The 17883-nt window shown below is 47.0% G+C and carries 19 protein-coding genes and 1 tRNA gene; 14 read left to right on the forward strand and 6 right to left on the reverse strand.

Annotated features, from left to right (window positions below; genetic code table 11):
* From DWW77_RS10670 to DWW77_RS10680, 3 genes are all read right to left on the reverse strand, one after another.
* A partial coding sequence (locus DWW77_RS10670; RefSeq protein ID WP_286188011.1) for a sensor histidine kinase occupies window positions 1–900 on the reverse strand: 900 nt, incomplete at its 3' end.
* Window positions 897–1589 (reverse strand): response regulator transcription factor, encoded by a 693-nt coding sequence (locus DWW77_RS10675; protein ID WP_118608676.1) that lies wholly within the window; start codon window positions 1587–1589, stop codon window positions 897–899. The genes DWW77_RS10670 and DWW77_RS10675, both read right to left, overlap by 4 nt.
* A 211-nt stretch (window positions 1590–1800) precedes the next feature.
* Window positions 1801–1929 (reverse strand): helix-turn-helix domain-containing protein, encoded by a 129-nt coding sequence (locus DWW77_RS10680; RefSeq protein ID WP_330383085.1) that lies wholly within the window; start codon window positions 1927–1929, stop codon window positions 1801–1803.
* Window positions 1930–2198: 269 nt separating this feature from the next.
* Between DWW77_RS10680 and DWW77_RS10685 the strand changes: the two genes are divergently transcribed.
* The 4 genes from DWW77_RS10685 to DWW77_RS10700 all read left to right on the forward strand — a co-directional run bounded on the left by DWW77_RS10685 (window position 2199) and on the right by DWW77_RS10700 (window position 5238).
* On the forward strand, window positions 2199–3221 hold the full coding sequence (locus DWW77_RS10685; protein ID WP_015527373.1) for an ABC transporter substrate-binding protein: 1023 nt from the start codon (window positions 2199–2201) through the stop codon (window positions 3219–3221).
* 178 nt (window positions 3222–3399) lie between these two features.
* Window positions 3400–3822: an IS200/IS605 family transposase gene (gene tnpA, locus DWW77_RS10690; RefSeq protein WP_118608677.1), complete on the forward strand. Its 423-nt coding sequence runs from the start codon at window positions 3400–3402 to the stop codon at window positions 3820–3822.
* Complete coding sequence (locus tag DWW77_RS10695; protein ID WP_173759912.1) at window positions 3822–4115, forward strand: helix-turn-helix domain-containing protein; 294 nt, start codon at window positions 3822–3824, stop codon at window positions 4113–4115. The genes tnpA and DWW77_RS10695 overlap by 1 nt, the downstream gene beginning before the upstream one ends.
* A 100-nt stretch (window positions 4116–4215) precedes the next feature.
* Window positions 4216–5238 (forward strand): threonine aldolase family protein, encoded by a 1023-nt coding sequence (locus tag DWW77_RS10700; protein ID WP_022426165.1) that lies wholly within the window; start codon window positions 4216–4218, stop codon window positions 5236–5238.
* Window positions 5239–5328: 90 nt separating this feature from the next.
* Here the strand turns inward: DWW77_RS10700 and proC are convergent, their stop codons facing one another.
* The 3 genes from proC to DWW77_RS10715 all read right to left on the reverse strand — a co-directional run bounded on the left by proC (window position 5329) and on the right by DWW77_RS10715 (window position 6821).
* Window positions 5329–6123, reverse strand: a complete 795-nt coding sequence (gene proC, locus DWW77_RS10705) for a pyrroline-5-carboxylate reductase (protein WP_092068702.1) — start codon at window positions 6121–6123, stop codon at window positions 5329–5331.
* A 68-nt stretch (window positions 6124–6191) separates the two neighbouring features.
* Window positions 6192–6262, reverse strand: a tRNA-Gly gene (locus DWW77_RS10710).
* A gap of 76 nt (window positions 6263–6338) precedes the next feature.
* Complete coding sequence (locus DWW77_RS10715; protein ID WP_118608678.1) at window positions 6339–6821, reverse strand: CYTH domain-containing protein; 483 nt, start codon at window positions 6819–6821, stop codon at window positions 6339–6341.
* Between the two features lie 185 nt (window positions 6822–7006).
* On the opposite strand from DWW77_RS10715, the gene DWW77_RS10720 reads away from it, so the two are divergent.
* The 10 genes from DWW77_RS10720 to DWW77_RS10765 all read left to right on the forward strand — a co-directional run bounded on the left by DWW77_RS10720 (window position 7007) and on the right by DWW77_RS10765 (window position 17861).
* Window positions 7007–7561, forward strand: coding sequence for a DJ-1 family glyoxalase III (locus DWW77_RS10720; protein WP_044960892.1), 555 nt, complete (start codon window positions 7007–7009; stop codon window positions 7559–7561).
* A complete protein-coding gene (locus tag DWW77_RS10725) occupies window positions 7558–8838 on the forward strand; it encodes an InlB B-repeat-containing protein (protein ID WP_118608679.1) in 1281 nt (426 codons plus the stop codon). The genes DWW77_RS10720 and DWW77_RS10725 overlap by 4 nt, the downstream gene beginning before the upstream one ends.
* Window positions 8839–8994: 156 nt before the next feature.
* Window positions 8995–10281: a trigger factor gene (gene tig / locus DWW77_RS10730; protein ID WP_015527366.1), complete on the forward strand. Its 1287-nt coding sequence runs from the start codon at window positions 8995–8997 to the stop codon at window positions 10279–10281.
* 24 nt (window positions 10282–10305) lie between these two features.
* Window positions 10306–10887 carry an ATP-dependent Clp endopeptidase proteolytic subunit ClpP gene (clpP, locus tag DWW77_RS10735; RefSeq protein ID WP_015527365.1) on the forward strand — a complete coding sequence of 194 codons (582 nt, stop codon included), beginning with the start codon at window positions 10306–10308 and terminating at the stop codon, window positions 10885–10887.
* Between the two features lie 111 nt (window positions 10888–10998).
* Entirely contained in the window at window positions 10999–12312 is a 1314-nt protein-coding gene (clpX, locus tag DWW77_RS10740) for an ATP-dependent Clp protease ATP-binding subunit ClpX (protein WP_022426169.1), read from the forward strand.
* 17 nt (window positions 12313–12329) lie between these two features.
* On the forward strand, window positions 12330–14642 hold the full coding sequence (gene lon, locus DWW77_RS10745) for an endopeptidase La (RefSeq protein WP_118608680.1): 2313 nt from the start codon (window positions 12330–12332) through the stop codon (window positions 14640–14642).
* A 69-nt stretch (window positions 14643–14711) separates the two neighbouring features.
* Window positions 14712–15323: a ribosome biogenesis GTP-binding protein YihA/YsxC gene (gene yihA / locus DWW77_RS10750; protein ID WP_015527362.1), complete on the forward strand. Its 612-nt coding sequence runs from the start codon at window positions 14712–14714 to the stop codon at window positions 15321–15323.
* Window positions 15324–15337: 14 nt separating this feature from the next.
* The gene (locus DWW77_RS10755) at window positions 15338–16189 is read left to right on the forward strand and encodes an energy-coupling factor transporter ATPase (RefSeq protein ID WP_059086107.1); all 852 of its coding nucleotides are present in this window, start codon (window positions 15338–15340) and stop codon (window positions 16187–16189) included.
* Window positions 16174–17061: an energy-coupling factor transporter ATPase gene (locus tag DWW77_RS10760; protein ID WP_118608681.1), complete on the forward strand. Its 888-nt coding sequence runs from the start codon at window positions 16174–16176 to the stop codon at window positions 17059–17061. The genes DWW77_RS10755 and DWW77_RS10760 overlap by 16 nt, the downstream gene beginning before the upstream one ends.
* Complete coding sequence (locus DWW77_RS10765) at window positions 17058–17861, forward strand: energy-coupling factor transporter transmembrane component T family protein (RefSeq protein WP_015527359.1); 804 nt, start codon at window positions 17058–17060, stop codon at window positions 17859–17861. Before DWW77_RS10760 ends, DWW77_RS10765 begins: the two co-directional genes overlap by 4 nt.
* Window positions 17862–17883 lie beyond the last annotated feature (22 nt).

The raw sequence follows: 17883 nt of genomic DNA on the forward strand, positions 1-17883 counted from the left end.
TACTTCTTCCTCACGATAAAAGCGTCGGAAGATGGCAGCCTGATTGCTTTCGGAAATGCCCTTGCCGGTGTCGGTCACTTTGATCTCCACATACATTTCCCACAGCACCACCGACACAGCGATTTTCCCGCCTGCAGGGGTGTACTTCACTGCATTGTCCAGCAGGTTAAAGAGGGCTTCGGATGTCCACTTGCTGTCATGGAAAACGGTCAAATCCTCCGGGCAGTCCACGGACACAGCGATTTCCTTTTTCTCCGCTGCATACACAATCCCACTCATGGCCTGCGCTACGGTATCAAAGAGGCAACCCGGTTTCTTATCCAACTGGATCACGCCCGTTTCCAGCCGTGAGGTTTTCACAAGGGCCTGAAAGAGAAAGTCCAGCTTATCCGTCTGGCTGCGGATTCCCCGGATAAAGTCGGTGCGCTCCGACTCGGTCATGGGCTTTTCCAGCAGGGTGTCCGTCGCCATTTTCAGATTGCTTACCGGCGTTTTCACCTGATGGGAAATATCCGATACAAGGGTCTGTAACTCCTGCCGTTCCTCGTCCACCCGGCGGCGGTTCTCCTGCATGATCTGGTAAAGCCTTGCCAGCCGGTGTCCGATTCTGGCAAGCTGGGTTTCGCTGTCCTCTGGCCGCTGGGGCGCTTCATTCCCGGCGATCATGTGGTCTAAGGTCTGGCACAGGTCAGCGGTAAACTGCGACAGCCGCTTTCCAAACGCCTGCGTCAGTACAAAAATCCCCACAAGGGCGCACAGCAGCAGCGCCCCGCCTGTCAGCAGCACCGCCGTCTGTTTTGTCACAAGAAACAGGGCTATGGTGATCCCGGACATGGAGAGGACAAGCCCCATTGCCACCCGGCTAAACAGCCGCTTTACCGAGAGATTTTGAAACTTCATTTTGCCTCACCTCCCGTCCATTGATAGCCCATGCCGTAAACGGTCTTGATGTAGGGCGCGCCGCCGTCGGATTCGATCTTGCTGCGAATCCGGCTGATGGAGGTTGTCAGGGTGTGTTCGTCTACAAACCTCTCGTCTATATCCCACAGCCTTTCCAAAAGCTGCCCGCGGGTCAGCACTTGCCGGGGATTTTTGCGGAACAGGTTCAGCATTTTGTACTCCATCGGGGATAGGGTCAGGGGCTTGCCGTTTAGGGAAGCGGTCTGCTCCGAGAAGTCCAGAAACAGCCGCCCGTCGTCGTAAATGTCCTTAGCCGGTTTGTGGTGTTCCAGCATGGCGAACATGGCTTTGATTTTCCGCTGCAAGGCCCCGATCACAAAGGGCTTTGTGATGTAGTCCACCGCGCCCACCTCATAGCCCCGTATCTGGTCGCTCTCCTGATCGTTGGCGGTCAGGAATATTACGATGGTGTCCGGGTGCTGGGGCTTTATCAGCTTGCACAGCTCAAAACCGTTGCCGTCCGGCAGGTTGATGTCCAACAGCACCAGATCAAATTCCCGCTGACGGATAGCTTCGGCTGCGGTTCTGGCATTTAGGGCAGAAGTCACGCCGTAACCGTCTGCGGTCAGGTTATAGTCTAACATCTTATTCAAAAAACTGTCGTCCTCGACAATTAAAATCTGCTTCATATCCTCACTTCCTTTGCTTTTTGCAGATAGTATAACAGGCAAATGTCCGAGAATTGTTACAAGGACAAATATATTTATCATTTTACAGCTTTTTTATGTGTACTGCAATTTTATAAAAGAAAGGACAGCAGTATCATCAAATTGCTGTCCTTGCGGTTTATTATAGCTGGTAGTGTATAAGCGTGGGTTCATCATATTTGGTGTGGTATCTTTAACTATGGGAAACTCCGTTCTCCCATTTATTCACCGCTGGAGTAGTTACTCCTAAGCGGTTTGCCATTTCCTCCTGGGTGAAACCAGACTCTTTTCTATATTTTTTTATCACATTTCCAATATTCATCCTAATTCTCTCCTGATTGAAATTTCAAAAGCTTTTGTGATTAAATCATAGCAGGATTGGAAATTGAACACAATTGAATTGTTGTTAAATAAAATTCATATTTTTTAACTGATGGGAAAGTTGATCGTGATCAGCAGTTGGTTTTTTGGGCATATCCTAACAAAAGGAATCATGGAGACTGTGTTTTACGATACTTTGTATGTTTCCCTGGTCACCAATTAATTAATTATGCATACTCTAACAGAAGAAGTCTGTAAAGGAGTATCTGCATGAAAAATAAAAAATGGATTGCACTGGCGGCAGCAGTTGTGCTGGCGGTGACGGCGCTGCCAATGGGAGTATTTGCTGCGAAGAAAGACAGCACAGAAGAGAAACTTACAAAGGTTACACTGAATGAAGTCGCACATTCAATCTTTTACGCACCGCAGTATGTGGCGATTGAGGAGGGATATTTTGCGGAGAAAGGTCTGGATCTGACGCTGGTGACGGGATTCGGAGCAGATAAAACGATGACTGCTGTGATTTCCGGTGAGGCAGATATTGGATTTATGGGCGCAGAGGCATCTGTTTATGCTTATCAGGAGGGCGCCACGGATCCTGTCGTAAATTTTGCACAGTTAACCCAGCGTGCGGGGAATTTTCTAGTGGCAAGAGAAGAGATGCCTGATTTCAAATGGGAGGATCTAAAAGGAGAGAAGGTTCTTGGCGGTCGTAAGGGCGGAATGCCGGAAATGGTATTTGAATATATACTGAAGAAAAACGGCATGGATCCGCAAAAGGATTTGATCATCGACCAGAGTATTGATTTCGGTTCCACAGCAGCAGCTTTTACAGGTGATGATTCCGCGGCATATACAGTAGAATTCGAACCATCTGCGACCATTCTGGAAAAAGAAGGAGCAGGCTATGTAGTTGCATCTCTCGGAGAGGCATCCGGATATGTACCATATACATCCTACAGTGCAAAGGCAAGCTACATGAAAGAAAACCCTGAGATCATCCAGAAATTTACCGATGCACTTCAGAAGGGAATGGACTATGTGCAGAGTCATACGCCGGAGGAAATCGCAGAAGTGATTGCACCGCAGTTCAAGGAAACAGATCTTGAAACCATCACTGCCATTGTAAAACGTTATTATGACCAGGATACCTGGAAAGAAAATCTTATTTTTGAAAAAGACAGCTTTGAGCTTCTGCAGGATATCCTGGAAGATGCAGGTGAGCTGACGGATCGTACAGCGTATGAAAATCTGGTGCAGACAGAGTATGCGCAGAAAGCATGTAAAAATTAAAAAATAGTTTAGAAAGTTTAAAAAACATGGGAAAAACCTGCGGCATTTATCCAATGCGTCGTAAAACCCCTTGTTTCAGCTATGGGGATATAAGACGCGTCCATCGAATTTATGCAAGTAATTGAAGATGGACAAAATAGTAATTGTATTAACTAACAAATCATAGTATAATATAAATATGAACACAACATATAAATCAAACAACAATGTCGTCTATTCCTGTAAATACCATGTAGTATGGTGTCCAAAGTATAGACGAAAAGTATTAATTAACGGTGTGGACGTCCGGCTGAAGGAGCTGCTCACAGAGTATGCTGCAAATTTTTCTGTAGACATTCTGGAAATGGAGATCATGCCAGACCATGTTCATATGCTTTTGGAAGTAGATCCTCAGTTTGGCATCCACAAAGCTGTAAAGTCATTTAAAGGCTATACGTCCAGAATTTTAAGACAGGAATTTCCCTATCTTAAAACGAAAATGCCGACTCTCTGGACAAACAGCTATTTTGTATCGACGGTGGGCGGTGCTCCGCTGGAAACAGTAAAACAGTATATTGAAAACCAGAAAACATCGCAGAGACAAAAGGATAAGATGGGATAATGCAAAAAGGAATTAAATTCAGAATCTACCCGAACAGAGAACAGAAAAACTTCATCCATCAGACCCTGGGATGTTGCCGGTTCATCTACAACCGGGGACTTGCCATGCGTAAGGAAGGCTATGAAAATGGGGAAAAGATCGGCTATTCCCAGACTTCCGCCATGCTGACTGAACTGAAAAAGCAAGAGGAGTTTGCCTTTCTGAAAGCAGCAGATTCCATTGCATTACAGCAGTCTTTGCGGGATCTCGACCGGGGATTTGTGAATTTCTTTCAGAAACGGGCTTCCTATTGAAGGGGGCGATTTCCTGTAAATTCAAATCGTTTTCCACATGTAAGATCATTCCGGGGAAGACGGTCAAATAAAATGAAAATACAGATGAGGAGAAAATAAAATGTTATTTTTTGTAAACGATTACTGCGAGGGAGCGCATCCGGCGATCCTCCAGAAGCTTCTGGAAACCAATATGGAGAAGCTTTCCGGCTATGGCACAGACAAATACTGTGATTCTGCAAAGGAGAAGATCCGTAAAGCCTGCGGCTGCCCGGATGCAGATGTGTTTTTCCTGGTGGGAGGAACTCAGACCAATGCCACGATCATAGGTTCTGTCCTGAACCGTTATGAAGGTGTTCTTGCGGCGCAGACCGGACACGTAAGCTGTCATGAGGCCGGAGCGATCGAGTATACAGGACATAAGGTACTGACACTTCCGGCAGAAAACGGAAAGATCAAAGCAGAAAGTATCACAGATTATGTGGAAACTTTTTATGGGGATGAAAGTCACGACCATATGGTATTTCCGGGAATGGTTTATATTTCCCATCCGACAGAGTACGGAACACTTTATACGAAGAAAGAGCTGGAGGAAATTTCCGAGGTATGCCATAAATACGAGCTTCCGCTGTTTCTGGACGGAGCAAGACTTGGCTACGGTCTGGTAAGTCCGGAAGCAGATGTGACACTTGAGGATATCGCCAGATGTACAGATGTGTTCTACATTGGTGGAACCAAGGTCGGTGCACTCTGCGGTGAGGCAGTGGTCTTTACGAAAAAAGCTCCGAAGCACTTTATGACTATGGTGAAGCAGCAGGGAGCCCTTCTGGCAAAAGGCCGTCTTCTGGGAATCCAGTTTGACACACTGTTTACCGATGATCTGTATACAAGGATCAGCAAAAATGCTATTGAAACAGCTATGAAGCTGAAAAGAGCCCTTCAGGAAAAAGGATATCAGCTTTTCCTGGATTCTCCCACGAACCAGCAGTTTGTAGTTTTGGAAAATAAAAAGAAAGAAGAACTGGGCAAAGAAGTTCAGTTTGATTTCTGGGAAAAATATGATGAAGATCATACAGTGATCCGTTTTGCTACAAGCTGGGGAACAAAAATGGAAGATATTGACGCGCTGATCGAGTTGCTGTAGGGCTGTCGGCAGACGATAAAAGAGATGAGATGGAAAAACTCCGTGAGGTCCGGGTGAATGCAGACCTCACGGAGTTTTTGTTTTCGAAAATTATAACTTCTTACCCTTCTCAGCAGCTGCGGTAAGCGCTTCGAATACGGCACTGCGGAAGCCGCTCTTTTCCAGGGTGCGGACACCTTCAATGGTAGTTCCTGCCGGTGAGCAGACCATGTCTTTCAGGTCTCCCGGGTGTCTGCCGGTTTCCAGAACCATTTTTGCGCTGCCGAGAACAGTCTGGGAAGCAAATTTATAAGCCTGCTTACGAGGCATTCCCTGGCTGACAGCGGCATCTGCCATGGCTTCGATAAACATAAACACATAAGCAGGTGAACAGCCGCCTACAGCGCCTGCGGCGTCCATCAGACGCTCCGGTATCACTTCGGTACAGCCAAAGCTGTCTGTGATCTTAAGGATTTCTGCCAGTTCGTCTTCCGAAACCCGGTCATTGGTACATACAGCAGTCATTCCGGCCCCAACCTGTGCAGGAGTATTAGGCATAAAACGGACAACTTTCAGAGGAAGACCGGCTTTTTCTTCCAGCCATGCAAGAGTCTTGCCGGGAGCGATTCCGATGATGGTGTGCTCTGTCGTGAGACTGTCGTGGACCTCTGTGAGAACTTTCTCATAAAACTGCGGCTTTACTGCAAGAACGACAGTTTTTGCAGATCGGACGATTTCATTGTTATCCAGAGTGGTGACAACACCAAGAGTTTTTTCACTGCGCGCTCTGCCTTCGTCTGTAAGGTTGGAAACAATGATCTCGTCCTTTGAAAAGATCCCCTGACGGAGAATACCGCCGATCATGGCAGAGGCCATATTTCCACATCCGATAAATCCAATCTTCATAAACAAAAATCCTCCTTGAAATTTATAAAAAAGGACACGCCTGACTGCGTGCCCTCTTTGGCAATGAAAGCAGATAACGGGAATCGAACCCGCCTCCTCAGCTTGGGAAGCTGATGTTCTACCGATGAACTATATCTGCCTGCATTACTAATTATAGCACCTGAAATAAGAAATACAAGTGCGATTAGCATAAATTCTGTGCATCGCGAAGCATGTTACTGAGAACGGGGTGAACAGTAATCGCTCTGCCAGCCCTGGCTCATGGTACTGTTATGATATCTGGTGGAATAAGTTACATCTTCTCCGAACCAGTCTGGCGCAGTGTAGGCATTGGCGTCTTCCTCTGTAGGAAATTCCACCTCAGCCAGAAGAACTCCCTCGTATTCTCCGTGGAACACATCCAGTTCAATAAAAAGTCCGTCTTTTTCCGGAATCACATAGCGGTCCTTGGTAATGAGGATACCGTCTGCTTTAGGCTTCAGATGCTCATAGGCTTCAGCGGTGAGCGGAAGATTATATTCTTCACGGCTCATGAGACCCTTGGATTTGTAAGTAAGAAAATAGTCATCATCCTGCCGGCGGATGCGGACGACAGGGGAAGTGCAAAGATACCCCTGCTCGATCCTGTGGCAGGGATAAGAAGCCAGATCCTGCGGAAGGTCATCCTTCCGGATCAGAAATTTACGTTCGATCTCCATATAAAAAACCTCCGGATTTGTGAAATGAAAAGATATTATGTTCAGTCTACAGGAAAAAAACAGGATTTGCAATGGCATATTTGTTGAAATTTCTTGACATTTTCAGATGGAAAAAGCATTATGGAAGGGAATGGGGAATACAGAAAATATTTATGGATTTTATAAAAGAAAGGATGAACAGGATCATGAGTAAAGTATATATTTTTTTCGCAGATGGTTTTGAAGATATTGAAGGACTGACCGTGGTAGATCTGATGAGAAGAGCCGGGATCGACATCCAGACAGTATCTATCAAAGAGACAAAAGAGATCAGAACCTCTCATGGGATCGATCTTCTTACAGACCGTACCTTTGGAGAATGTGATTTTTCCGATGCGGATATGCTTGTAATTCCGGGAGGAATGCCGGGAACAAAATATCTGGAGGAATATAAACCGCTGACTGAGCTTCTGACAGATTTCTATCAGAATGGCGGCAAGGTAGCAGCTATCTGTGCGGCACCAGGTATATTCGAGAGACTTGGATTCCTGAAAGGCAGAAATGCTACATCGTACCCATCTGTTATGGAACAGCTTAAAAGTGCCAGAACATCTCTGGAGCCTGTAGTGGTAGATGGAAATGTAACTACCAGCAGAGGCCTTGGAACAGCCATCGATTTCAGCCTTTCCCTGATCGGACAGCTGGAGGGAAGCGCAAAGGCAGAAGAGATCGCTGAATCGGTGGTGTATGTAAGAGCATGAAAAAAGAGATGAAACAGGTCCTGTGGGTAGTGGCGCTTTTTGTTATACTGATGACAGCCACAGGAAATTTGGTGTCAGCTGCCGGCTTTGACTGGTCGGATGATACATTCGGGAATGCTTGCAAAAAAGTGTATTCCGTATCTTTCAGGTCAGGTGGAGGAGCCTCCTCTGCTATATATAAAAAATTGGAAAAGAAACAGAAATATGGTTCCATGATCACGATTCCCAAAGTGCCGCAGGTCCCAGCAGGATATCAGGCAGAAGGATGGTCTCTGAAAAAAGGAGGAGCGGAGGCAGGATATAAGCCGGGAAAAAAATATTTTGTAAAAAGAAATGTAACGTTTTATGCAGTGATAAAAAAGAAGAATAATCCCAAACTGATCCTGCACAGGAATGACGGAGATATCTACAAGATCATCCAGGCTCCAAGCGGAAAAATGAAATTGCCGGTGATGGCCAATGAAGAGAATTATACATTCCTTGGATGGTCTACCAGGGCAGGTCAGAAGACCGCACCAAGGTATGAAGCCGGACAGGTGATCACAGTCAGTGGGACCATGCATCTCTATGCGGTGAGATTCTGGCGGTATCAGGAACCGAATCTGGTCAGGAACAGCTTTCATTATCCTGAGAATTACGAAAGGATCATCTTTGTGGGAGATTCCAGGACATATGGTCTTCAGAAGGTATTGTACGAACAGTTTGGAAAGGAGTATGTGGACAGCCATGTCAGCTTTGTATGCTGTTCTAATACGGAACTGGGCTGGCTGAAGTCAACGGGTGCACAGGCTCTTTTGAAAGAAATAGAAAAATGTCGTAAAAATGAAAAATACGCAAAGATCGCAGTGGTGTTTAATCATGGTATCAATGATCTCAGAGATATTAACGGAAAACAGGATCTGAATGATAGACTCTCACAGTACGTGTCTTATATGAAAAAGCTGGGAACAAAGCTTTTCATGAAAAACTGCAGTCTGTATTATATGTCTGTGAATCCGATCAATGGAGGGGAAAAGGGAAGTACCAAGAATCGTAAATGTGAGGATGTCCGGACTTTTAACAGCGGTCTTGCCGGTGAGCTTGGAAGTCAGTACCACTATATTGATGTTTACAGTTATCTGATGCGGACCGGATATGGTACTGTATCCAATACGGGAGACGGTACAGACGATGGTGTTCATTATACGCCTAAAACTTATAAAAGGATTTTTACATTTTGTCTTAACAACATAAGAAAGACAGAAAATTACTTTAACATTGAGGACGTGGGCAGCTGAGAAATGCCCTGTGGGGGCATATGGAAAACTGAAAAAAATACTGGCGTTTTTACAGTGGTTATGCTATACTACAGAAATGACTGTAAATATATAATGCGAGTGTTAACTATTTTATATAAGGTATTTACTCGATATGATTAAGGAGGAACAAGAAACATGAGTTTACAGGTGGAGAAAATGGAGAAAAACATGGCGAAACTTACAATCGAGGTTTCCGCCGAGGATCTTGACAAAGCAATGCAGAATGCATATCAGAAAGCAAAAGGCAGAATTTCTATTCCGGGATTCCGTAAAGGAAAAGCTCCAAGAAAAATGATCGAGCAGATGTACGGAAAGGGAGTATTCCTTGAGGACGCTGCAAACGCTCTGATCCCTGAGCATTACAGCAAAGCACTTGCTGAGTGTGATCTTGAGATCGTTTCCCAGCCTAAGATCGATGTAACACAGGTTGAGCCTGGCAAACCATTTATCTTTACAGCAGAAGTAGCTACTAAACCAGAGGTAACTCTTGGTGACTATAAAGGACTTGAGGTTCCGAAGTCTGAGACAGAGGTAACAGACGAGGAAGTTGAGGCTGAGCTTAAGAAAGAGCAGGAGAAAAACTCCAGAACCATCACAGTTGAGGATCGTGCAGCACAGAACGGCGATACAGCAACTATCGATTTCGAGGGCTTCGTAGACGGTGAGGCATTCGAGGGCGGTAAAGGAACAGACTATCCGCTGACACTTGGTTCCAACACCTTCATCCCGGGATTCGAGGAGCAGCTTGTTGGTGCTAACACAGGTGATCACGTAGAAGTTAAGGTTACATTCCCGGAGGAGTATCAGGCAAAAGAGCTGGCTGGCAAAGAAGCTGTATTCCAGTGCGACGTTAAGAAGATCGAAGCAAAAGAGCTTCCGGAGCTTGACGATGACTTCGCTAAGGATGTATCTGAGTTTGATACACTTGCTGAGTACAAGGAAGACGTTAAGAAGAACCTGACAGAGAAGAAAGCAGAAGATGCACGTCGTGCAAAAGAAGATGCAGCAGTAGATAAAGTGATCGAGAATGCACAGATGGATATTCCGGAGGCAATGATCGAGACACAGACACGTCAGATGCTTGACGATTTCGCAAGAAGAATGCAGTCCCAGGGTCTTTCCATGGAGCAGTACTTCCAGTTCACAGGCCAGAGCGTTGACAAGATGATGGAAGACATGAAGCCACAGGCGCTTAAGAGAATCCAGACAAGACTTGTTCTTGAGAAGATCGCTGAGGTAGAGAACATCCAGCCAACAGAGGAAGAGGTTAACGAAGAGATCTCCAAGATGGCAGAGATGTACAAGATGGAAGCAGACAAATTAAAAGATCTCATCGGTGAGAACGAGATGGAGCAGATGAAGAAAGATATGGCTGTTCAGAAAGCTGTTACATTAGTTGCCGATGCAGCTGTAGAGGCGTAATAAACCTCGGAAATGGAGGGCAAAATGAGTTTAGTACCTTACGTCATTGAGCAGACCAGCAGAGGAGAAAGAAGTTATGATATCTATTCAAGACTTCTTAAGGACCGAATCATTTTCCTTGGAGAAGAGGTAAACGATGTCAGTGCGAACCTGATCGTTGCGCAGCTTCTCTTCCTGGAAGCAGAAGATCCTTCCAAGGATATCCAGCTTTATATTAACAGCCCGGGTGGTTCGGTAACTGCCGGAATGGCAATTTATGATACAATGCAGTATATCAAGTGCGATGTATCTACGATCTGCCTTGGAATGGCAGCCAGCATGGGAGCTTTCCTCCTGTCCTCCGGTGCCAAAGGCAAGAGATATGCACTGCCGAATTCGACGATCATGATCCATCAGCCATCAGGCGGTGCACAGGGGCAGGCTACAGAGATCCAGATCGTAGCTGACCAGATCGCAAAAACCAAAAAGAAGCTGAACGAGATTCTTTCTGCGAATACCGGACAGCCTCTTGAGATTGTGGAAAAAGATACTGACCGTGACAACTATATGACAGCGGAAGAAGCTAAGGCATACGGCCTGATCGACGGTGTTGTGATCCACAAATAATGCGTAAGAAAAGACTCCTGTAAAGACACAGGAGTCTTATCTTGCTTTAAAAAGGAATTTTAAATGTCTGCGAGAGACGGACATTTACGCTTAGAAAGGAAACAAAAAGATATGGCAGATAAAGTAAAAGAAGGAAAGGTAAGATGCTCCTTTTGCCATAAGACTGAAGATCAGGTACGCAAGCTGATCGCAGGTCCGGATGGAGCATATATTTGTGATGAATGTATCGGGATCTGCTCCGAGATCATGGAAGAAGAATTCAGTATGTATGATCATGAGGCAGATTATGAAACAGGGATCAACCTTCTGAAACCGGAAGAGATCCACAGTATCCTGGATGAGTATGTGATCGGACAGGATGATGCCAAGAAGGCACTTTCCGTAGCTGTTTACAATCATTACAAGAGGATTCTTGCTTCAAGAAACCTGGACGTGGAGCTGCAGAAGAGTAATATCCTGATGCTTGGTCCGACCGGTTCCGGTAAGACACTTCTTGCACAGACACTGGCAAGACTGCTGAATGTTCCTTTTGCCATCGCAGATGCCACTACTCTCACAGAGGCAGGTTATGTTGGCGAGGATGTTGAGAACATTCTTCTGAAGATCATTCAGGCAGCCGATTACGATATTGAGCGTGCCCAGTACGGAATCATCTATATCGATGAGATCGATAAGATCACAAGAAAATCCGAGAATACCTCCATCACCAGAGATGTGTCCGGTGAGGGCGTACAGCAGGCACTTCTGAAAATTCTGGAAGGAACCGTTGCAAGCGTACCTCCTCAGGGAGGAAGAAAGCATCCTCATCAGGAATTTATCCAGATCGATACTACAAACATCCTGTTCATTTGCGGTGGTGCTTTTGACGGACTGGAGAAGATCATCGAGGCAAGACAGGATACCAAATCCATTGGTTTCGGGGCGGAGGTTTCCGAAAAGGAAGACCGCAATGTGGGCGAAGTTCTGAAGGAGGTTATGCCGGAGGACTTTATTAAATTCGGTCTGATCCCGGAGTTTATCGGACGAGTTCCGGTCGTGGTAACCTTGGATTCTCTGGATGAAGAAGCACTGATCCGTATTCTGAAGGAGCCTAAGAATTCCCTCACAAAACAGTACGACAAGCTTTTTGAGCTGGATGGCGTGCAGCTTGAGTTCCAGGATGAAGCACTTGAGACAGTTGCCCGGAAATCTCTTGAGAGAAAAACAGGTGCCAGAGGACTTCGTGCCATCATGGAGCATACCCTGATGGATCTGATGTACAAGACACCATCGGACGACACCATCCGTAAGTGTATCGTCACAAAAGAGGCAGTGGAGGGAACCGGAGAGCCGGAGATCATCCACGGGGAGGCCAAGGCTCCTGCAAAAAAAGCAGGACGCAAAACATCCCGTTCGAGAAAGAAAGGCAAGCCGGAAACAGCTTGATGAAGGGAATGACATAAATGACAAATCAGGTCAATATATTGCCAATGATCGCTCTCCGTGGGACTACAGTCCTTCCGGATATGATCGTACACTTTGATGTGAGCAGGGAGAAATCCATCCGTGCCGTGGAAGCAGCCATGCTCCATGACCAGAAGATCTTTCTGCTGACACAGAAGGATCCTGAGGTGGAAATACCGGAACTTACGGATCTGTATCAGGTAGGAACCGTCGCTTATATCAAGCAGGTGGTGAAGCTTCCGCAGGATCTTTACCGGGTTCTGGTAGAGGGACTGGACAGGGCAGAGGTTCTGGGCCTGGAGCAGGAGGAACCATATCTGAAGGCGGAATGCGAGATCGTTACGGCACAGGAAGAGGATTACCCGGAACCGGTAAAGGACGCCATGCTTCGCAGCATCCGGGAGCTTTTTCAGAGATACTGCAGAGAAAGCGGAAAAGTAAGCAAGGATCTGGTAACCCAGATCATGAACATCGAAGATGTGCAGGAAACTATCGACCAGATCGCAGTAAATCTTCCGATGGCGTATCAGAACAAGCAGAAGCTTCTGGAAGCAGTGTCTTTGAATGACCGTTATGAGATCCTTGGAGCGCTTCTTGGCAGCGAGATCGAGGTGATCCATATCACTAAAGATCTTCAGCGCAAGGTGAAATCCCATATCGACAAGAATCAGAGAGAGTATATCCTACGGGAACAGCTGAAAACCATCCGTGAGGAGCTGGGCGAGGAGAATACTGCTGATGATATCGATGAATTTAAAAAACAGCTGAAGGAGCTGGATGCATCTGATGAAGTAAAAGAGAAGATTTCCAAGGAGATCAGCCGTTTTAAAGGAATGGCAGCCAGTGCTGCAGAGGCAACGGTGCAGAGAGGCTATCTGGAAACCGTTCTTGCACTTCCGTGGAATAAGAAATCCGAGGATTCCGAGGATCTTGAGAACGCATGGAAGGTTTTGGAAGAGGGTCATTACGGACTGAAAGAGGTCAAAGAGCGTATCATGGAATTTCTTGCTGTACGTAAGCTGACCCACAAGGGAAAGAGTCCGATCCTCTGTCTGGTGGGACCTCCGGGAACTGGAAAAACTTCCATTGCACGTTCTGTGGCAGAGGCCATGAACAAAAAATACGTCCGCATCTGTCTTGGAGGTGTCCGTGATGAGGCAGAGATCCGTGGCCACAGAAAGACTTACGTCGGTGCCATGCCAGGAAGGATCACAGTCGCACTGAAGGAAGCCGGAGTCAGCAACCCGCTGATGCTTCTTGATGAGATCGATAAGACCAGCAGCGATTATAAAGGAGATACCTCCGCAGCACTTCTGGAGGTTCTGGATCCGGAGCAGAACAGTAAGTTCAATGATCACTATGTGGAGATTCCCCAGGATCTTTCCGAGGTACTGTTTATTGCCACTGCAAATGATGTTCAGGGAATCCCGAGACCTCTTCTTGACCGTATGGAGCTGATGGAAATCCCGGGATATACGGAAAATGAGAAGGAACATATCGCAAGGGAACATCTGATCCCGAAGCAGATGGAGATCAACGGTATTCCGGAAGGCAAGCTGGTGATCCAGCCGGCAGCTCTTGGCAAGCTGATCAACAACTATACCAAGGAAGCAGGAGTCCGTTCTCTGGAGAGAAGCATCGGACGTATCTGCAGAAAAACTGCACGTGCTATCATGGAAGAGGGTAAGGATAAGGTAGTTGTCACATCCAGAAATATTTCCAGATTCCTTGGCAAAGAACGATATAACTATCTGATGGCCAATGAGAAGGATGAGATCGGGATCGCCCGCGGTCTTGCATGGACACAGGTAGGCGGTGATACCCTGCAGATCGAAGTCAATATCATGCCCGGAAAAGGCGAGCTGCTTCTTACCGGACAGCTTGGAGATGTGATGAAGGAATCTGCACAGGCAGGTATCAGTTATATCCGTTCGGTTTCTGACCAATATGAGATCGATCCGGAATTTTTCCAGAAGCATGATATGCATGTACATATTCCGGAGGGTGCCGTTCCGAAGGATGGCCCATCTGCCGGTATTACAATGGCAACTGCCATGCTGTCTGCAATTATCGAAAAACCGGTACGTGCGGATCTTGCCATGACCGGTGAGATCACCTTAAGAGGCCGTGTGCTTCCGATTGGCGGACTGAAAGAGAAGCTGCTTGCAGCTAAATATGCCAGGATCAAAGAAGTCCTTGTTCCGGAAAAAAATCGTCCGGATATCGAGGAGATGGACAGAGAGATCATCCAGGGACTGGATATCCGGTTTGTGGATAACATGAAAGAAGTTCTCGGTGAAACTCTTGTATAAACAAAAAACAGAAAAACCCTGCCCTGACCTTCAGGACAGGGCTTTTAAAAGAAAAGGGAGGAATAACGAATGGTAATCAAAAACGTATCGCTGGATATCGTCTGCGGCATCACAAGCAAGATCCCGGACACAGGAAGGCCGGAGGTAGCTTTTGCGGGAAAATCAAATGTAGGGAAATCCTCCCTGATCAATGGTCTGATGAACCGCAAGGCCCTGGCAAGAACCAGCGCACAGCCGGGAAAAACACAGACAATCAATTTTTATAATATTAATGAAGCAATGTATCTCGTAGACCTGCCGGGCTACGGCTACGCCAAGGTTTCTGCGGCAGAGAAGGAAAAATGGGGAAAAATGATCGAGGGCTATCTTCATAATTCCAAAGAGCTCCGTGCGGTTTTTCTCCTGGTGGATATCCGCCACAAGCCTTCCGCCAATGACAAGCAGATGTATGACTGGATCTGTCACAACGGATATGAGCCGGTGATCATCGCGACCAAGCTTGACAAGCTGAAACGCAGCCAGGTGGCAAAAAGCCTGAAGGAGATCCGCATCGGACTGGGCCTTCCGAAAGAGGGAAAGATCCTTCCGTTTTCTGCGGAGACAAAGCAGGGAAGAGACGAGATATGGGCACTGATCGATGAGTTGACCGGCCTTGGTGAACCGGCAGCTACAGAGGATTAAGGAGAGCAGAAAAGATGGGAATTATCAAGGCGCTTAAGCTGGGATTTGACTATCAGAGATACGATGATGACGGCAATGTGGTAGACATGCAGCGTGCAGTCAATGATGTGGACCTGGACATTAAAGCAGGAGAATTTGTGGCAGTTCTGGGACATAACGGATCTGGAAAATCCACACTGGCGAAGCATATGAATGCGCTTCTGATCCCAACAGAGGGAACGATGCTGGTGGACGGGATCGATACCGCCAGAGAGACCAAACTCTGGAAGGTACGCCAGAAGGCAGGAATGGTATTTCAGAATCCGGATAACCAGATCATAGGAACCGTTGTGGAAGAGGATGTAGGCTTTGGTCCGGAAAATATGGGAGTTCCTACAGATGATATCTGGAAACGGGTGAATGACAGCCTGGAAAAAGTCGGTATGACAGCCTATCGTTATCAGTCCCCAAACAAACTTTCCGGAGGGCAGAAGCAGAGAGTGGCTATTGCAGGCGTGATGGCCATGCGCCCGCGGTGCATCATTCTGGATGAGCCTACCGCCATGCTGGATCCTAACGGAAGAAAGGAAGTCCTGGAGGCAGTGCGGGAGCTGAACCGTAAGGAAAAGGTAACAGTCATTCTGATCACCCATTACATGGAGGAAGTGATCCATGCTGACCGTGTTTATGTCATGGACAGCGGAAATGTTGTGATGCAGGGAAATCCCAAAGAGATCTTTTCCCAGGTGGATACCCTTAAGGCGTATGGACTGGATGTACCACAGGTAACACTTCTTGCATATGAACTGAAGAAATCCGGCGTGGATGTTCCGGATGGAATACTGACTACAGAGGAGCTGGTGAGCGCATTATGTCAATCGAATTAAAAAATGTAACCTATACCTACAGTCCCGGGACAGCCTATGAGAGCCATGCGCTGAAGGATGTCAGCCTTGTGATCCCGGACGGCCAGTTTATCGGGATCATCGGACACACAGGAAGCGGAAAATCCACGCTGATCCAGCATCTGAATGCGCTGGTACAGCCAACATCCGGCCAGGTTCTGTATAACGGAGAAGATGTGTGGGCTGAGAAATATGACCGGAAACAGCTCCGCAGCGAGGTTGGTCTGGTGTTCCAGTACCCGGAGCATCAGCTGTTTGAAAATGATGTGATCTCGGATGTATGCTTCGGACCTATGAATCAGGGACTTTCCAGGGAAGAAGCAGAGAAAGAAGCGAAGCAGGCGCTGACTCAGGTTGGAGTAAAAGAGTCCAATTTCAAGAAATCACCCTTTGAGCTTTCCGGAGGCCAGAAAAAAAGGGTAGCTATTGCAGGGGTTCTTGCCATGAACCCGAAGATCCTGATCCTGGACGAGCCCACAGCAGGGCTTGACCCGAAGGGCAGGGATGATATCCTGGATCAGATCGCAGAGCTTCATAAGGTGCGAGGGATAACCATTGTTCTGGTTTCCCACAGCATGGAGGATATTGCGAAATACGTGGAGCGCCTCATTGTTATGAATCACGGAGAAGCTGTATTTGATGATGAGCCGAAGAAGGTTTTTTCCCATTATAAGGAACTGGAAAACATGGGACTTGCCGCACCGCAGATCACTTATATCATGCATGCGCTGAAGGAACATGGGCTGCATGTGGATGCAGATGCCACAACGGTGGAGGAAGCCAGAGACAGTATCCTTGCCGCACTTGCGCAGGCGAACTCTCCATTACTGAACAAAGGAGGGGCGGAAAAATGATCAGAGATATTACCATTGGCCAGTATTATCCGGCCAAATCCGTTCTTCACAGACTGGATCCACGGACCAAATTTCTGGGAACTCTGGGATTTCTGATCTCTGTGTTCCTGTTCCATACATTTCTCGGATATGCGGTGGCAACAGCATTTCTGGTAGCCATGATCGCAATATCCAAGGTTCCGGTGAAATTCATGTTCAAGGGTCTGAAAGCCATCGTTATGATCCTTCTGATCACGGTTGTGTTCAATATCATCCTGACACCTGGCGAAGTGCTGTGGCGTTTCGGGATCATCAAGGTCACAAGGGAAGGCCTTGTTCTTGCAGGAAGAATGGCAATCCGTCTTGTTTACCTTGTGATCGGATCTTCCATCATGACATTGACTACCACGCCGAATCAGCTGACAGATGGTCTGGAGAGACTGCTCCGTCCGCTGAACAAGATTCGGGTGCCGGTACATGAGATCGCCATGATGATGTCCATTGCCCTTCGCTTTATCCCGATCCTTCTGGAGGAGACGGATAAGATCATGAAAGCACAGATTGCCAGAGGCGCAGATTTCGAAAACGGAAACCTGATCCAGAAGGCGAAAAATATGGTACCCCTTCTTGTGCCGCTGTTTATTTCGGCGTTCCGCCGCGCCAATGATCTGGCAATGGCCATGGAAGCAAGGTGTTACCATGGTGGAGAGCACAGAACCCAGATGAAGCCGCTGCATTATGAAAAAAGAGATTATGCGGCCTATGGGATCCTTGTGGCATATCTTGCAGTGGGTGTGGCATTCCGTGTGGCGGGACTGTAGCCAAATCCTGCCGGTACTCAGA

It is taken from the genome of Ruminococcus sp. AF17-12 (genome assembly GCF_003479245.1).
In the GTDB taxonomy this organism is placed as follows: Bacteria; Bacillota; Clostridia; order Lachnospirales; family Lachnospiraceae; genus Blautia_A; species Blautia_A fusiformis.

What these genes read in the sequence shown, in the direction of transcription:
- DWW77_RS10675 (WP_118608676.1), bottom strand. Translation starts at nt 1,589, where the DNA reads ATGAAGCAGATTTTAATTGTCGAGGACGACAGTTTTTTGAATAAGATG.
- DWW77_RS10680 (WP_330383085.1), bottom strand. Translation starts at nt 1,929, where the DNA reads ATGAATATTGGAAATGTGATAAAAAAATATAGAAAAGAGTCTGGTTTC.
- DWW77_RS10685 (WP_015527373.1), top strand. Translation starts at nt 2,199, where the DNA reads ATGAAAAATAAAAAATGGATTGCACTGGCGGCAGCAGTTGTGCTGGCG.
- tnpA (WP_118608677.1), top strand. Translation starts at nt 3,400, where the DNA reads ATGAACACAACATATAAATCAAACAACAATGTCGTCTATTCCTGTAAA.
- DWW77_RS10695 (WP_173759912.1), top strand. Translation starts at nt 3,822, where the DNA reads ATGCAAAAAGGAATTAAATTCAGAATCTACCCGAACAGAGAACAGAAA.
- DWW77_RS10700 (WP_022426165.1), top strand. Translation starts at nt 4,216, where the DNA reads ATGTTATTTTTTGTAAACGATTACTGCGAGGGAGCGCATCCGGCGATC.
- proC (WP_092068702.1), bottom strand. Translation starts at nt 6,123, where the DNA reads ATGAAGATTGGATTTATCGGATGTGGAAATATGGCCTCTGCCATGATC.
- DWW77_RS10715 (WP_118608678.1), bottom strand. Translation starts at nt 6,821, where the DNA reads ATGGAGATCGAACGTAAATTTCTGATCCGGAAGGATGACCTTCCGCAG.
- DWW77_RS10720 (WP_044960892.1), top strand. Translation starts at nt 7,007, where the DNA reads ATGAGTAAAGTATATATTTTTTTCGCAGATGGTTTTGAAGATATTGAA.
- DWW77_RS10725 (WP_118608679.1), top strand. Translation starts at nt 7,558, where the DNA reads ATGAAAAAAGAGATGAAACAGGTCCTGTGGGTAGTGGCGCTTTTTGTT.
- tig (WP_015527366.1), top strand. Translation starts at nt 8,995, where the DNA reads ATGAGTTTACAGGTGGAGAAAATGGAGAAAAACATGGCGAAACTTACA.
- clpP (WP_015527365.1), top strand. Translation starts at nt 10,306, where the DNA reads ATGAGTTTAGTACCTTACGTCATTGAGCAGACCAGCAGAGGAGAAAGA.
- clpX (WP_022426169.1), top strand. Translation starts at nt 10,999, where the DNA reads ATGGCAGATAAAGTAAAAGAAGGAAAGGTAAGATGCTCCTTTTGCCAT.
- lon (WP_118608680.1), top strand. Translation starts at nt 12,330, where the DNA reads ATGACAAATCAGGTCAATATATTGCCAATGATCGCTCTCCGTGGGACT.
- yihA (WP_015527362.1), top strand. Translation starts at nt 14,712, where the DNA reads ATGGTAATCAAAAACGTATCGCTGGATATCGTCTGCGGCATCACAAGC.
- DWW77_RS10755 (WP_059086107.1), top strand. Translation starts at nt 15,338, where the DNA reads ATGGGAATTATCAAGGCGCTTAAGCTGGGATTTGACTATCAGAGATAC.
- DWW77_RS10760 (WP_118608681.1), top strand. Translation starts at nt 16,174, where the DNA reads ATGTCAATCGAATTAAAAAATGTAACCTATACCTACAGTCCCGGGACA.
- DWW77_RS10765 (WP_015527359.1), top strand. Translation starts at nt 17,058, where the DNA reads ATGATCAGAGATATTACCATTGGCCAGTATTATCCGGCCAAATCCGTT.